This window comes from Burkholderia lata (genome assembly GCF_902499335.1).
In the GTDB taxonomy this organism is placed as follows: Bacteria; Pseudomonadota; Gammaproteobacteria; order Burkholderiales; family Burkholderiaceae; genus Burkholderia; species Burkholderia lata_B.
Genome location: NZ_CABVQK010000020.1, coordinates 55,728 through 71,625, shown reverse-complemented (window position 1 = coordinate 71,625; position 15,898 = coordinate 55,728). Strand labels below are relative to the sequence as shown.

Annotated in this window: 12 protein-coding genes; 6 read left to right on the top strand and 6 right to left on the bottom strand. The window is 64.5% G+C overall.

The window, feature by feature from the left end; all coding sequences use genetic code 11:
- The first annotated feature begins 48 nt into the window (after window positions 1-48).
- From BCO18175_RS36260 to BCO18175_RS36235, 6 genes are all read left to right on the top strand, one after another.
- The gene (locus BCO18175_RS36260) at window positions 49-1,305 is read left to right on the top strand and encodes a lipopolysaccharide biosynthesis protein (RefSeq protein WP_174988486.1); all 1,257 of its coding nucleotides are present in this window, start codon (window positions 49-51) and stop codon (window positions 1,303-1,305) included.
- Complete coding sequence (locus BCO18175_RS36255; protein ID WP_174968473.1) at window positions 1,302-2,126, top strand: glycosyltransferase; 825 nt, start codon at window positions 1,302-1,304, stop codon at window positions 2,124-2,126. The genes BCO18175_RS36260 and BCO18175_RS36255 overlap by 4 nt, the downstream gene beginning before the upstream one ends.
- 55 nt (window positions 2,127-2,181) lie before the next feature.
- Window positions 2,182-3,318: a glycosyltransferase family 4 protein gene (locus BCO18175_RS36250; RefSeq protein ID WP_174988226.1), complete on the top strand. Its 1,137-nt coding sequence runs from the start codon at window positions 2,182-2,184 to the stop codon at window positions 3,316-3,318.
- Window positions 3,319-3,333: 15 nt separating this feature from the next.
- A complete protein-coding gene (gene galE / locus BCO18175_RS36245) occupies window positions 3,334-4,356 on the top strand; it encodes a UDP-glucose 4-epimerase GalE (RefSeq protein WP_174912988.1) in 1,023 nt (340 codons plus the stop codon).
- A gap of 27 nt (window positions 4,357-4,383) precedes the next feature.
- Entirely contained in the window at window positions 4,384-5,487 is a 1,104-nt protein-coding gene (locus BCO18175_RS36240; RefSeq protein ID WP_174988223.1) for an MraY family glycosyltransferase, read from the top strand.
- Between the two features lie 115 nt (window positions 5,488-5,602).
- Window positions 5,603-6,619 carry an acyltransferase gene (locus tag BCO18175_RS36235; protein ID WP_174988220.1) on the top strand — a complete coding sequence of 339 codons (1,017 nt, stop codon included), beginning with the start codon at window positions 5,603-5,605 and terminating at the stop codon, window positions 6,617-6,619.
- 133 nt (window positions 6,620-6,752) lie between these two features.
- Here the strand turns inward: BCO18175_RS36235 and BCO18175_RS36230 are convergent, their stop codons facing one another.
- From BCO18175_RS36230 to BCO18175_RS36205, 6 genes are all read right to left on the bottom strand, one after another.
- The gene (locus BCO18175_RS36230) at window positions 6,753-8,633 is read right to left on the bottom strand and encodes a nucleoside-diphosphate sugar epimerase/dehydratase (protein ID WP_174988218.1); all 1,881 of its coding nucleotides are present in this window, start codon (window positions 8,631-8,633) and stop codon (window positions 6,753-6,755) included.
- 332 nt (window positions 8,634-8,965) lie between these two features.
- On the bottom strand, window positions 8,966-11,332 hold the full coding sequence (locus BCO18175_RS36225; RefSeq protein ID WP_302480665.1) for a glycosyltransferase: 2,367 nt from the start codon (window positions 11,330-11,332) through the stop codon (window positions 8,966-8,968).
- A 349-nt stretch (window positions 11,333-11,681) separates the two neighbouring features.
- Window positions 11,682-12,662 (bottom strand): hypothetical protein, encoded by a 981-nt coding sequence (locus BCO18175_RS36220; protein WP_174988213.1) that lies wholly within the window; start codon window positions 12,660-12,662, stop codon window positions 11,682-11,684.
- Between the two features lie 5 nt (window positions 12,663-12,667).
- Window positions 12,668-13,735: a hypothetical protein gene (locus BCO18175_RS36215; protein WP_174988210.1), complete on the bottom strand. Its 1,068-nt coding sequence runs from the start codon at window positions 13,733-13,735 to the stop codon at window positions 12,668-12,670.
- A 124-nt stretch (window positions 13,736-13,859) separates the two neighbouring features.
- Window positions 13,860-15,101, bottom strand: a complete 1,242-nt coding sequence (locus BCO18175_RS36210; RefSeq protein ID WP_174988207.1) for a glycosyltransferase — start codon at window positions 15,099-15,101, stop codon at window positions 13,860-13,862.
- 3 nt (window positions 15,102-15,104) lie between these two features.
- The gene (locus BCO18175_RS36205; protein ID WP_174988203.1) at window positions 15,105-15,890 is read right to left on the bottom strand and encodes a 2OG-Fe(II) oxygenase; all 786 of its coding nucleotides are present in this window, start codon (window positions 15,888-15,890) and stop codon (window positions 15,105-15,107) included.
- Window positions 15,891-15,898: the final 8 nt, after the last annotated feature.

Below are 15,898 nucleotides of genomic sequence, written 5' to 3'. Positions count from 1 at the left end.
GCCCCCCGGCGCCCTGCCGGCCGCCTTGCGCGCATGCCGCTGCCGCGCATGCTGAAGCGCTTCGGCAACCCGGATGTCGCGAAAGCCGTCGCGAATCTCGTCTGGCTGGGGCTCGAACGGCTGACGCAGATCGGCGTCGCGATCGCGATCAGCGGCCTGCTGGCCCGTTATTTCGGGCCGGATGTGTTCGGCAAATGGCAGTATGCGAATACGCTTCTCCTGGTACTGGCGCCGCTCACCTGGGTGTGCGGCGCGGAAATCCTCGTCCCGACCATCGTCCAGCGCCCGCCCGCCCAGCTCGGCGCGGTGCTCGGCAGCGCGTTCGCGCTGCGCATCGCCGTCTCCGCCGCCGCGCTCGTCGCGACCTGGATCGCGATTGCCGCGGGCGCGTTCGATCCGCTGGTCGGCGCGATGCTCGCGGGCCTCGCGGTCACGATGGTGTTCCGCGAACCCTTCGTCGGCGTCATCAACGCGTGGCTGCAGAGCATGACCTACAGCAAGCCGCAGCTCGTCACCAGCATGGTCACCGCGCTGGCGAAGGCGCTGCTCGTCTGGCTGCTGGTCCGCGCGGCCGCGGGCCCCGCCCGCTTCGCGTGGCTGTGGGCGCTCGAGGCCGCCGCGATCGGCCTCGCGCTGATGCTGTACTACCGGCATCGTAACGGCGGCGCGCTCGGCTGGACGTTCGACAAGCCGCTGTTCAGGCACTTTGCGTCGGCCGGCACCGTGTTCTGGCTCGGCCTCATCTGCATGTACCTGTTCCTGAAGCTCGACCGCCTGATGCTCGAGCGTCACGTGTCGTTCGCCGATCTCGGCCGCTACTCGGCCGCGCAGCAGCTCAACGAGAACTGGATCACGCTCGCGCTGATGCTCGCGCAGACGATCGCGCCCGCCTTCGTCTACCGCGTGTCGGACGTCGCGCGGCTGCGCCGCAACATCGTCCGGCTGATCGCGATGACGGCCTGCCTGATGACGGCCGGCGCGCTCGTGCTCGACGCCGCCGCGCCGCTGATCGTCGGCAAGGTGTTCGGCCACGGCTACGAGGCGTCGGTCGACATCTTTCGCTGGGCGGTCTGGTTGTCGGTGCCGGCCGGCATCGAGGCGATAGGCAATCTTATCGTTCTCAAATATCAAGCAAAATTCGTGTTGCTGTCGAAATGGCTGCTCGCGCTCGCGATCGCCGCACTCGTCAACCTGTTCGCGATCCCGCGGCTCGGCCTGTACGGCGCGCTCGTCGGGCTGGCGGCCGGCTATCTGGCCGCCGCCGCCGTTAATTTTTATTACATCCGTTTCAAGCTGCGACCATGACGTCCCCTGATTGCCCGCCCCCGCTCGACGATGTGGCCGTGCTGATGCCGGCCTACAACGGGCACGACGACGTCGTTCGGACCCTCGCATCGTTTCGCGAGGACACGCCCGTGCACGTGCTGATCGTCGATGACGGCAGCACGCCGCCGATCGTCGCGCCCGACCTGCCCGGCCTCACGATCGACGTGCTGCGCATGCCGCAGAACGGCGGCATCGAGCGCGCGCTCGCGGCCGGCATCGACGCACTCGCCGCACGCGGCTTCCGCTATGCGGCGCGCATCGACGCCGGCGATCTCGCCGCGCCGCAGCGCCTTGCGAAGGAGCGTGCGTATCTCGGCGCCCATCCGCGCGTGGCCTGCGTCGGCATGTGGACCCAGGTCGTGTCGCGCGCCGGCGAGCCGCGCTTCATGCTGACGCCGCCCGCCGATCCGCGCACGCTGCGCCGCACGCGCTTCCTGCGCTCGCCGCTCGTGCACCCGTCGGTCATGCTGCGCATCGACGCCGTGCGGGAAGTGGGGAACTATCGTGCGAAATACCGTGCGGCCGAGGATCTCGATCTTTTTTTACGGTTAATGCAACGCTACGATTGCGCGAACCTGCCGGAACTCGGCCTCTATTACGAATTGAACGAGGGCGGGATCAGTGCGACCAAGCGCCGGCGTCAGCTGGTGTCGACGCTCACGCTGCTGCTGAGCCACTTCAACGTGCTGAACCCGTACGACTGGGCCGGCCTCGCCAAGAACCTGCTGCATTTCGTGACGCCGTACCGGACGTTGCAGCGGATCAAGCAGACGCTGTTCGCCGCCCGGCCGTCCGCGTGACGCCCTTTCATTCGGCGTATCCGGCATTTACGACGCTTTATTTATTCTTTTTTTCATGTCCGCCACCTCCCCGCTGCGCATCGCGCTCGTCTGCAACACGGCCTGGGCGATCCACACGTATCGCCACGGGCTGATCCGTGCGCTCGTCGCGCGCGGCGCCGAGGTTCTCGTGATTGCGCCGCACGACCGCACGGTGCCGTTGCTCGAGCAGATGGGCTGCCGCTACGTGCCGCTCGCGGTTGCATCGAAAGGCACGAGCCCGCGCGAGGATCTCGGCACGCTCGCCGCGCTGGTGCGTCATTACCGCGCGCTGCAGCCCGATCTCGTGTTCCATTACACGATCAAGCCGAACATCTACGGCTCGGTCGCCGCGTGGCTCGCACGCGTGCCGTCGATCGCGGTGACGACCGGGCTCGGCTACGTCTTCATCCAGAAAAGCCGCGCGGCGAGCGTCGCGAAGCGCCTGTACCGGTTCGCGTTCCGCTTCCCGCGTGAAGTGTGGTTCCTGAATCGCGACGATCTCGCGACCTTCACCGACGAGCAGTTGCTCGCGCATCCCGATCGTGCACGGCTGCTGCACGGCGAAGGCGTCGATCTCGAACAGTTCGCGCCCGTGCCGCTGCCCGCCGGCGACGCGCCCGTCTTCATCCTGATCGGCCGCCTGCTGTGGGACAAGGGCGTGCGCGAATACGTGGAGGCCGCACGCATCGTGCGCGCGCGCTTCCCGAACGCGCGCTTCCAGCTGCTCGGGCCGCTCGGCGTCGACAATCCGAGCGCGATCGGCCGCGCGGATGTCGATGCGTGGGTCGGCGAAGGCGTCGTCGAGTATCTCGGCGAGGCGCACGACGTGCGCCCCCATATCGCGGCGGCCGACTGCGTCGTGCTGCCGTCGTACCGCGAAGGTGTACCGCGCACGCTGATGGAAGCGTCGGCAATGGGCCGCCCGATCGTCGCGACCGACGTGCCGGGCTGCCGGGACGTCGTCGCAGACGGCGAAACGGGCTATCTGTGCCGCGTGCGCGACAGCGCGAGCCTCGCGGAGCAACTGAATCGCATGATCGCGCTCGGACCGGAAGGCCGGGTGGCGATGGGCGCACGCGGCCGGCAAAAGGTCGTGGCGGAGTTCGACGAGCAACAGGTCGTCGAGCGCTACAGGGAAACCATCCATTCGTTGACCGGGTTCACACTCTGAAGGAGCGCATCAGCAATGACCGCTAAAGGCACCATCCTCGTTACCGGCGGCGCGGGCTACATCGGCTCGCACACCGCCGTCGAGCTGCTCGACAACGGCTACGATGTCGTGATCGTCGACAACCTCGTCAACAGCAAGGCCGAATCCGTGCGCCGCATCGAGCGGATCACGGGCAAGTCGCCCGCGTTCCATCAGGTCGACGTGTGCGACGAAGCCGCGCTCGCCAAGGTGTTCGACGCACACCCGATCACCGGCACGATTCATTTCGCGGCGCTCAAGGCCGTCGGCGAATCGGTCGCGAAGCCGCTCGAGTACTACCAGAACAACCTCGGCGGCCTGCTCGCCGTGCTCAAGGTCATGCGCGAGCGCAACGTCAGGCAGTTCGTGTTCAGCTCGTCCGCGACCGTATACGGCGTGCCCGAGCGCTCGCCGATCGACGAATCGTTCCCGCTGTCCGCGACGAATCCGTACGGCCAGTCGAAGCTGATCGCCGAGCAGATCCTGCGCGATCTCGAGGTTTCCGATCCGTCGTGGCGAATCGCGACGCTGCGCTACTTCAACCCGGTCGGCGCGCACGCAAGCGGGCTGATCGGCGAGGACCCGGCCGGCATCCCGAACAACCTGATGCCGTATGTCGCGCAGGTCGCGGTCGGCAAGCTGGAAACGCTGCGCGTGTTCGGCTCCGACTACCCGACGCCGGACGGCACCGGCGTGCGCGACTACATCCACGTCGTCGATCTCGCGAAGGGGCACATCGCCGCGCTCGACGCGCTCGCGAAGCGCGACGCGAGCTTCGTCGTGAACCTCGGCACGGGCCAAGGCTACAGCGTGCTGGAAGTCGTCCGCGCGTTCGAGAAGGCGTCGGGCCGCCCGGTGCCGTACGAGCTCGTCGCGCGCCGCCCGGGCGACATCGCCGAGTGCTATGCGAATCCGCAGGCCGCGGCCGACATCATCGGCTGGCGTGCCGCGCTCGGTATCGAGGAAATGTGTGCCGATCACTGGCGATGGCAGGAGGGGAACCCGCGCGGTTTTGTATAATCCGCTGTCCATTTTTCGAGCGATCCCATGCTCAGCTTCGCGTCCGGCTTCATCGTCTCCCTGCTCGTCACGCTGTTCATCGTGCGCTACGCGCACCTTCACGAGAAATTCTCGATCGACAGCGACCTGGCCGGCGTGCAGAAATTCCACGTGCGGCCCGTGCCGCGGGTCGGGGGCATCGGGATCCTCGCGGGCGTCGTCGCATCGGCGCTGCTGCTCACGCAGCGCTACCCGACGATCGCCGGCAGCATTCTCGGCATCGTGGCCTGCGGGCTGCCAGCCTTCCTGTCCGGCCTCGTCGAGGACCTGACCAAGCGCGTGTCGCCGCGCGCGCGGCTGCTCTGTACGATGGGCGCGGCCGCGCTCGCGTTCTGGCTGATGAACATCGCGGTCACGCGCATCAGCGTGCCGCCGCTCGACTTCCTGCTCGGCTATGTCGCCATTTCGGCGTTCGTCACCGTGCTCGCGGTCGCGGCGCTCGCGAATGCAGTCAACATCATCGACGGCTTCAACGGGCTCGCGTCGATGGTCAGCTTCATGATGTTCGCGTCGCTCGCATACGTCGCGTTCCAGGTCGGCGATCCGGTCGTCATGTCCGCGTCGATCATCATGATGGGCGCCGTGCTCGGCTTCTTCCTGTGGAACTTCCCGGCCGGGCTGATCTTCCTCGGCGACGGTGGCGCGTATTTCATCGGCTTCATGCTTGCGGAGCTCGCGATCTTGCTCGTGATGCGCAACCGCGAGGTGTCCGCGTGGTACCCGGTGCTGCTGTTCATGTACCCGATCTTCGAGACCTGCTTTTCGATCTACCGGAAGAAATTCATCCGCGGGATGTCGCCCGGCATTCCGGACGGCGTGCACCTGCACATGCTCGTGTACAAGCGGCTGATGCGCTGGGCCGTCGGCACGAAGCACGCGCACGACCTGACGCGCCGCAATTCGCTGACGTCGCCGTACCTGTGGCTGCTGTGCCTCGTCGCGGTGATACCCGCGACGCTGTTCTGGCGGCATACGGTGCACCTGTTCGTGTTCGTCGTGCTGTTCGCGTTGACCTACGTGTGGCTCTATCTGAGCATCGTGCGGTTCCGTGCGCCGCGGTGGATGGTGGTGCGCAAGCACCGGCATCGCTGATCGTCCGTACTGCGACGCACCTGAGAATGGTGGATTTCCACAATCCCACAAATACCTGACATCGTCTAACATGACCCGCTGACACGACGCCCGAGGGCGCGGAGACACTATCGGGATGGATAGACGAGTAGACGCATTGCGCGTAGCTGCCTGCTTTCTGGTCGTGCTGTTGCACGTCTCCAGTGAAAGCTTCGTGAAATACGGCGCCGCGTGGAGTGCATCGAACTGGTACGAATCGCTGTCACGCGCGTGCGTGCCGATTTTCTTCATGATTTCCGGCGCCAACCTGCTGCGGAAATCCGAACCGCTCGGCATGTTCCTGTCGAAGCGGGTACTACGCGTGATTCCCCCGCTCGTGTTCTGGTCCACGTTCTATCTATGGTGGCTCAGCTTCAACAACGTGCACACCGGGAACTGGCTTCGCGCGATCGTCGCCGGGCCGACGATGTTTCACTTGTGGTTCTTCTACGTGATCTTCGGCATCTACCTGGTCGTGCCGGCCATGCGCCGCTTCTATCAGAACGCATCGCCATCCGAACGACTGTGGCTGCTGGCCGTGTGGTTCCTGACCGCCTCGCTCTACCCGACCCTGCATGCACTGTTCGCCGGGCGCGAGGATGACCTGATCGCCAAATGGGGGACCGGGAGCGTATACGATGCGTCGTACTACGGGATGTATGCAGGCTTCCTGGTTCTCGGTGCGTATCTTGCCGACCTGAAGGGGAACGTTGCCGCGGGCCTGTCGGTCTTCGCCGCCTCCGTGGTGGCCACCGTGTTTGCGACGATCTGGGAATCACGCGTCCACGGGATACCCAACCCCTTCTTCCAGCTTTACCTGTCGCCGCTCGTCATCGCGGCCGCATGCGGCCTGTTCCATGCGTTCATGGGCATGACCGCGGGCCAGTCGTCGCCGTTGCTGAATACCGTCTCCGGATGCACGCTCGGCGTCTACGGTCTGCATCCGTTCCTGATCGATCCGTTTGCGAAACGCTTCGGACTGCTCCAGTTGACCGGATGGCCGTTGATCGATCCGGTGCTGGCCACGCTGCTGATCTTCGGCACGGCGCTCGCGATCATTGCGTTCCTGCGCTGGATTCCGCCACTCCGCCGGCCGCTTCGCGCCGTGATCTGAGCACGCGCCGCCGCGGACACCCGCCAAAGAAAAACGCGACCTGCACCGCGTTGCGTGCAGGTCGCGTCGTCATGTGCGATGCGCGTTCGACAATGCGCGGCTGCCGGCGCATCACGACTTTCCCGGCCGATCGTCAACCTCGCGACGCGGCACGCGTGGGTACGCTCTGCAGGAGCGGTGCGCTGGACGACTGGTATTCGGCGACCCATCGCCGCAAATCGCGCCGCACTTCGTCGTCGCTCAGCACGCGATGCTGCATCAGCCACGGCAGCAGTTCGTCGAGCAGGTTGTCCGGCACCTCGCGCGCACGCGCGGTCCGCAGCTTCGGGTGCGGCGTGCGGGTGGTCGTCTCGTCGTCCGCGAGCAGTTCCTCATAGAGCTTTTCGCCGGGACGCAACCCGGTGAACTCGATGCGGATCTGCTCTTCCGAGAAACCGTACAGGCGAATCAGGTCGCGGGCGAGATCCACGATCTTCACCGGCTGCCCCATGTCGAGGATGAAGATCTCACCGCCGCGCCCCATGCTCGATGCCTGCAGCACGAGCTGCGACGCCTCCGGGATCGTCATGAAGAATCGCGTGATCTCCGGGTGCGTGACCGTCACCGGGCCGCCCTTCGAGATCTGCTGCTGGAACTTCGGAATCACGCTGCCCGCGCTGCCTAGCACGTTGCCGAACCGCACGGTTTCGAACTGTGTGCGATGGCTCGTCTGCTGAAGGGCCTGGCAGGCCATCTCGGCGAGACGCTTGCTTGCGCCCATCACGTTGGTCGGGTTGACGGCCTTGTCGGTCGAGATCAGCACGAAGTGGCGCACGTCGTGGCGAATCGCCGCGCGCGCGACGCGATAGGTTCCGAGCACGTTGTTGCGCAGCGCCTGCCACGCGTTGTGCTCCTCCATCAGCGGCACATGCTTGTACGCGGCCGCATGGAACACGATATGCGGCGCATGGCGCGACATCAACTGATCGAGCAGCAGCGAATCCTTCGCATCGCCGATGATCGGCACGACCTGCTGATCGGGGAAGCGCTCGCGCAACTCCTCCGTCAGCCGGTACATCGCGTACTCGGACAGGTCGAACGCGATCAGTTGCGCCGGCGAGAAACGCAGGATCTGCCGGCACAGTTCGGAGCCGATCGAGCCGCCCGCCCCCGTCACCATCACGACCCTGCCGTGCAGCAGCGCCTCGACGTGCGGCGTATCGATCGTCACCGCATCGCGGCCGAGCAAGTCTTCGAGATCGATGTTCCGGACCTGCGACAGAAAGCCCTGCCCCGGCATCAGTGCGGTCAGCGCCGGAAGCACCATTGCCTTCACGCCGGCGCGCACGCACAGCGTCGCAACCCGGCGCTGCACCTCGACCGGTGTGGAAGGCAGCGCGATGATCGCGTGCTCCGCCTTGGTGAACTCGGCCCAGTGATTCAATTCACCGATCGCGCCAAGCACCTTGTAACCGTAAATTTCACGCCCGCGCTTGGCCGGGTCGTCATCGAGCAGGCCGACCAGCCGCCACTCGCCCGAGCGCGACAGTTCGCGCGCGAGGCTGGCACCGGCCGTCCCGGCGCCCAGCACGAGCACCGGCTTGCCTTTGCCGACGAGCCCGCCGTACAGGTAGAACTCCTTGCTCGCGCGATACAGTGCGCGCGCGCCGCCCATGGCCAGGAACAGCAGCACGGGCGACAGCACGAGCGCGGAACGGGGAATGATGGGCGTCGGCTGCAGCATCACGGCGCCGATCATGACGATCAGGCCGCCGCCGATCACGGCTTTCGAAATGCGCAGGAGATCCGGCAGGCTCGCGAATACCCACAGCCCGCGATACAGGCCGAAACAATGGAACATCAGCCCGTAGATTGGCAGCACCCACGCGAGCGCGTCGAACGCGCCCGTAAGAAAGTCGGCGGGGACGATTCCGTTGAATCGAACTACGTAAGCAGTCAGCCAAGCGCCTGCAACCGCAATCAGGTCGAACAGAAAAGCGCTCAACGACTGCCACGACGCCTTGAAACGAAACATCGACGAGACCTCGAAGAAATTTTGCGGCGCTGCCTCGCCGACGCACCGGCCACCCGGGCCCATGACGTCGAACAGCGCCGAACAAATACCGGCCGATCGAAAAACCGCGCGCTACGCCAGCATGGCGGGCACGCCGAGGTGGTCACACGGCGACCATTATGCCGTCAACGACCCGGCACTCCAAGACACCGCCCCGTGCCACGGCACCGATCGAACCGCGCCTCGGCGCAAAACACGACGAGACGCTTGAAACGCAATGCAGGCCGGCATGTCGCGGCGCAATATCGCGCCGTCAAACATGGTGTCCGGCATGACGAAAACTCAAACGATCATCAGCGCCGAATCACTTCGTGCAACGGTCGCTTCGACAGCAAACGCTTGACCGCACGTTTTAACCGGTGCGGGATCAGCCGCGAGACCGCTTGCGTACGCGGATTCGTATAAATGCCCCACAGAACCCGCAGGACACGTTCGCGCACGCCCTGGACGACGATTTCCTGCACGGCCAGCAACGCATCGAGCGCCGCGACCAGCTCCGTGCGATCCGCCTGCCCTCTGGCCGGGCCCGCGTCGTGCACGTACCGCTGCTCGTAGTGGTCCGCGGACGGCAGCTCACCGTCAAACCCCGGCGCGCGCGACGGCCCGCCTTGCTCGAGTGTGGTCAGCAGCGTCTCGATAGCCGACAGGAATGCGTCGGCCGTCGGCGGATGCGGAAACAGCGCCGTCTGCTCGCGCCCGGCAACGCGCTCGGGAAACGCGCCGATGCCCGGTGCGACAATCGGCAGCCCGCTGGCCAGCGCGGAGCTGAGCGTGTAGCTGTAAGTCTCGGGCCACTGTGCCGGGAACGCGATCAGGTCGCACGACTCGCTGTCGATCAACTCGCCGATGCGCGCGCTGTCGTAGGGTCCGGTGGTCCTGACGCCCTGGAGCGGACGATACGCATAGCCGATCAACGTGAACGCGGCCTTCGACTGCCGGGACGCCGCCAGCGCGGCCGCGGCTTCGAGCAGGTCGGCCCCCTTCTCACGGCTCAGCGCGCCGAGCACCCCGATCGTGTACTTTTCCTTGCGGACGAAGGGCCGCTGCGGCAGGTCTTGCTGCGCCAGGTCCTCGGGATGGTAGGCCAGCAGCGGCTGGCGGATCTCGAAGAAGCGCCCGAACAGCGCGAACGTCGAATGCGACGGAAAGATCACCCGCTCGCACGCGGCCAGGAAGCCGCGATACCGTTCGCGCCACGCATCGAGGGTGATGCCCTTCGGTAACGGGTACAGCGGGTTGTGTGCCTTGTCCAGTTCGGCGGGATCGAACATGCCGCGCTCGTCCGTCAGCGTCGGATTGCCGTTGACCAGATAGAAGTCGTGCACCGTGAAAATCTGGCGGGCACCCAGCGACGCGCCGAGCGACAGGTAGTCGCCGGACAAGCCGAGCACATGGTGGTAATGGACCAGATCGACCCCGACCGCCTTCAGGAACGGCACCAGCAACGCGAAGCCCTGCTGCGCGTCGACCGAGATGCGCATCGACGAATCGGCATCCCACGCGCCGATCGACACGAGCCGCCCGCCGTCTTCCGGCCGGAGCACGAGCGACACGAGCCGCCCTTCACTGCGCTGCGCCAGATCCTTGATGTGCTGCTCGACGCCGCCGCCCAGGCCATGCGACACGTGCAGCACGACCGGAAGCCCGCGGACACGCATCAGGTCGACATAGCGTTGCAGCCGGGCAGCGCGCAGCTCGTCCTTCGCCACGAAGGTCTGAACGTCGGCGTGGTAGTTCGGATAACGGCGATCGAGCGTCTGATCCGCATGGCGGATGCGCGTCGTTCGCTGATCGCCGAAACTCACACCCCCGCGATGGTGGACGTAGAGATTGGGCGAGATATAGCTTTTCCAGCCCTTGTGCAGCGCGCGCTGGCAAAAGTCGTTCTCTTCGCCGTAGCCGGTGCCGAATGACTGTTCGTCCAGCTCGCCGACCTCGTCCAGGCACCGGCGTTTGATGTACATGCAGAATCCGACGCCGGTCGGCGCGTCGACAGGGTTCAGGCGCACCGTGCGGAAGGCTTCGTCGATGCTATCGAGATCGAGCTGCAGCGGGCTCGCGTTGTCGGCGACAAAATTGGGGAACGACGAAATCGTGGTGTTGTTCGACAGCGGCGTCACGGTGCCCGCATCGGTGAGCGCCTGCGCGTCCTCGACGATCCGTTCGAGCCACTGATCCGGCAGGATCACGTCGTTGTTCAGCAGGATGACGTCCGCCCGGGCATCGTGGCGAATGCCGCGATTGGCCGTCTTCACGAAACCCAGGTTGACTTCGTTGCGAAGCACCACGAGTTTCTCGCCCCACCGCCGCGCCTCGCTCGCCAGCGTGTCGTCCATGTCGGCATCCGGCGATGCGTCGTTGATGGCGACGAGCCGGGCATCGGGATGGCGCATCACGGCCGGCATCGCGGATGCCAGGCACGCTCGCGTCAATTCACAATCCCGGTACACGGGCACGACGACCACGACTGTGGCCGACTGGGGTGCGGCGTTTCGGGCCACAGGCGAGGTAGAAAGCGTGTCAGTCACGATTGGCAAGGCGTTCCAAGCTTGTATGTTCAGGCGCTCCCGGGCCGATGCTCGATCGGGCGCATGCGCCGTCGGCCAGCGGCCCGGTCTTGGGTGCCGCGACGACGGCTCGGGAACGCGATGTGTCGGCATGTCGGGCCTCGACCCGCCCCGATTGCGCTGGGCGGTACGGCCGCCGGCAAGCTGGTGCGCGACCGCGTATTGCGACTTGTATCGCAAAACGGAAGTCTCTCATCATTGGCAACCCCCGGATGCTACAAAATGCAACATCACGTGGGCACCGCAGTATAGAGGATAGAGCCCTAATTTAAAACGCGTTCCGGCGCTTCATCACGCGCGGTATCGCAGCGGGCCAGCACGTTGAAGAAAGGTGCTCGAACCCCGATTCAGGTCCGCAGCAGCGCCCGGCCCGCCGACGCCGCGCGCGGCACACCGATTCGTCAAACGATAACCGGTGCGCGGCGCGGGTCGTTGATCCGGATCAGGACCAGCCGTTGCGGTGGCGTTGCAGCACGACCTCCGCCGACGCGCCGACCGCGACGACATTGTCGAAACGGCGCAGGTAGTTTTCGAGCGCACCGAAGTTGATGATCGAGTTGCGCAGGATCTCGGGCGGCGTCAGGCTTTCTTCGGCGATCAGTTGGAGCGGCACGACGATCATGTTGCGCTTGGGCACGTAATTGATCTTCCAGCTGAGCTCCGAGAACATCACGTCCGCGATGATGACGTCGCCATCCTGGAACGCGAAGTCGTTCGGCACGCCGTCGGAAATCAGCACGAGCCGCGGTTGGCGCTCCACCGATGCGTCGATGATCGAGTAGAACGCGCCGTACACCTTCGAACCCGACGAGTGATAGTTCTCGCACACCACGTGCATCGCGTTGTCGAACTCGTGCGGCTCCCAGCCCGACCGGTGATTCTGCAGCTCCGAATGCGGAACGCCCTCCCACGACACGGATTCCGTGTAGTGCTGCGGCATGAAGCCCAGCGGCGTGAAGATCACGACCTGCTTGCGCGCGACCCGCAGCGCCTGGTCCAGCAGCTTCTGGCCGTCTTCCTTTTCCAGGTGCTCGATCACGTCGAGCATGAAGACCGTGTCCGTGCTCTTGTCGAGCGCGCCCTTGAAGTATTCGAGACCGTCGACGCAATACACGACCTTGTCGGGGTAGCTGGCAACGAGCTTCTCGGCATACGGGCGATGCGGTTCGACGAGCACATGGACCGAGCAGTCGAGCATCCGTTGCGGGCGCACGCCCGGCCCGATGTCGAGGCAGACATCCGCCGGCTTCAGCAGGCTGGTCGCCACGCGATGCAGCGCGTCATGACTGCAATGGAGCGTCTGCCCGTATTCGACATCGTTCACCGTCCGGACGTCGATCCGCGAGCCACCGAGGAAGTATCGAAGCTGGTTGGCCTGATTCTTCAGGATCTTGTTTTCTACAACCAGGGATTCCAGGGTCATGTTGCTCATACGTGTTGCACCAGAAAGTCACGAAATGGAACGAGTTCGGATGAATACGAGAATTGCTCGCCGAGGATCTTCCGCGCCGCTTCATGGCGCTGCCGCCGGTGCGCGGGCGTGGCCTCCATGATCGACCGGATGAATGCGTCGCTCCCTTCCGCGACCGAGCCGTTGTGATAATGCGCGCCGTAGTGCTCGCGATAGAACACGTCCGGCGAAGCGCCTTCCCGGGCCCACGACATGATCGGCAGGCCGGCCGCGAGGTAGACGCGCGACTTCGACGGGAACGACAGCGTGGACGTCTCGATGAAGCGCTCTTCCGTCGGATACGGCAGCAACGCGAGATCCCATTTCGCGATTCGCGTGACGAGTTCGTCGCGCGGCAGCGCGCCATGCGCGATCAGCTGATAGCCAGGATTCGTCGTGGACGGATTACCGTAGCCGAAATAATGCAGCACCAGCGACTTGCCCATCGCGAGCAACGTGCGCGACAGCAGGTTCAGCAACGCATCCAGTTCCGCATTCGAATAGAACTGACCGACGAACACCGCATGCACCGCCTTCGGATCGGACAGCAGGACGAGATCCTGCGTGTCGTCGACGGGATCGTCGAAGAAGTTGTCGATACGGATGCTGTGCTTGCCTTCGCTCGTCAGCCGCGCTTTCCACGCGTCGCTCGGCACCACGTTCAGGACCGCGCGCCGCTCGAGCCGGTCGAGCAGCCTGCGCATCAGGCCGTGAAGCTGCCGCGGATGGCCACGGTGCGTCATCCACCACGCGAGCGGATCCCACTGGTGAACGATGAATTGCTTGCCGGACACCCACGCGGCGACCGTATAGCACAGCACGGTCTTCTCGCCCTGCACGACGAACCAGACCACGCGCGACGGCGAATTGCGGAGGTTGAGGCCGAGCCGCACGCCGATCAACACCGTCTTGGTCATCCACATCATCATGCGCACGACGAGCCCGAGACGGTGCAGCAGCGCCGAACGCTCGCCGAGTCGCTTCGTCAGGCGGGCGATCCGCAGCCAGATGCCGCCCAGCTGGAAGCCGAACACGCGGGCGATCATGCAATTCTCCGGAACGGCGATGTGCCCCGGAAGACCAGAGTGATTGACCCAGAAGAATTCGAATCGGGCGTCGGGTATCGACGACATGATCCGGTGCAACACCTGCCCAGCCGTATAGCTGGAATCAGGCGGCACGTCGGACACTATGGGAATACTCAACTTCTTCATCGTAAATTCCGGAGAGTTCTTTGCAGAAAACATCCATGCTGTAATGGTCACGCGCAAACTGCTGGCGAGCCGCACGCCCTTCGGCATTGCGATCCGCGCGAAGAACGGCCGTCTCGACGACATCCGCATACGCGTCGTCAGAATGCTCGCTGCACAGGCCGTAGATCGGCGCACCGACCAGCGCAGGCAACGCGGTGCCGACCGTCACGATCGGCGTCGCGCCGGCAGCCATCGCCTCGATGGCCATCAGCCCGAACGCTTCCGCCTTCGACGGCATGAAGAAGTAGTCCATCGCGCTGTAATACGTGGCGATCTCCGCGTCCTTGATCCAGCCCGTGTCGATGATCTGATAACGGCTGGACAGGCCACGACAACAGCCCGTCTCCTGGAAAGCGATCACGGTGATCGGCAGGCCCGGATAACGCGCCGACAACCGGCGCAGCGCGGCGAGGATCAGCGTCATCCCCTTGTATTCCGAATACACGGCCCGGAACCCGACCACGATATTACCTTCCGGAATGCCCAACGCCCGCTTGGCGTCGGCCTGGCTGAGCCCCGAGCCCATTTCGACGCCGAACGGCACCACGCGAACGCGGATCTGGTTTTCGTATACCGAGCGCGCCACCAGCTCACGCATGTATTCCGACGCCAGAATCACCATCGGATCGAGCTTCTTCACCGCCGCGAGCTTTTCCTCGAGATTGCGTGCACTGCGATCCCGCTTGATCGGAAAATGATAATTGAGATTCGGGCAGCGGATACAGCCGGATTCGAAGCCGTTGCAATCCAGTGAATAAATGCAGTGACCGCTTAGCATGTAAGGGTCATGCCAAGTCCAGACCAGCGGCTTGTCAGCGGCGATCTCGACCCAGTCGCGCACCGACAGGAATTCCTCGTGGACGATATGAAAGTGCAGCAGATCGGCCTCCCGATAGAAATCGAGATTCGTGATCGCCGATGCGTTGCGGTAATAGCCGTTCACGTTGCCGGTACGACGCCCCAGCTTCGACAGCATCGGCGTCATGTTGCGGGTCAAGCTCGAACCTGCCTGCTGAACGTATTCCTCCGGTTCCGTGCGAGGTGTCCAGCAGGCAAACTTCGCGTCCCAATTATGCGCAAGAAAGCCCGGACGGGCATCCAGATTGTTGAATCTCCGTCCGGTTGCGTCATGCTTGGAAATGTTCAGAACAGTGCGCATGGATCAGGTGAAGTTGCGCGTCTTGTTACCGCGCTTGTCCAGAAGGTTCCGCTTCTTCCACAGCGCGCTGTGCGGCTCATCCACGACGACCTGGCCGTCAGGGCGCGGTTCCATCGTGTAGTAATAGAGAATGATCGACCGGCGCGGCTCGTGCTCCGGGAAGTTGACCGGATCGGGCAGCCCGTGAAAGCTCTTGTCGTGCGAGTCGAAAATGACCAGGCGGTTGTACAGCGGCGCGACCTTCTTCACGCACACCTCGCCTTCGGCGTCGTACACGCCGAACTCGCCGCCCCACTCTTCCTGCCAGGTCGGGTTCAGATACACGAGCGCGTTCAGGCGCCGGTTCAATCCGGTCGCGTCGTGGTAGTTGCCGTCGACGTGCACGTCGAGCAGGCCACCGCGCATCGTGACGTTGAGGCCGCCGCCCGTGAAGTACGGATCCGGAATGATCTTCTGGATGCCCATCACCTTCGACATCGCCTGCAGGAACGGTGCGCTGTTCAGCACGCGCACGGACGGCAGCATGCCATCCGGAATGTCGAATTCCGATTTCCAGTCGGTCCGGTATTTCACTTCGATATCCGGATCGTTGGAGTGCTCCCAGATCGGATCGGTGATGGCCGGAAACGCGTCGAGGCACGCCTTCGCGAAGTCCTCGGGGAAAAAGTTGTCGATGACGACGTGCTTGAAGGGCTCGTTGAAGAGCTCGACGCCTTCCCGGGCAGCAAGCAGGCGAGCGCACGAATATTCGGCAACCGACTTGAGTTGCGCTTGAGTAAATTGCGTCATTTCTCGAC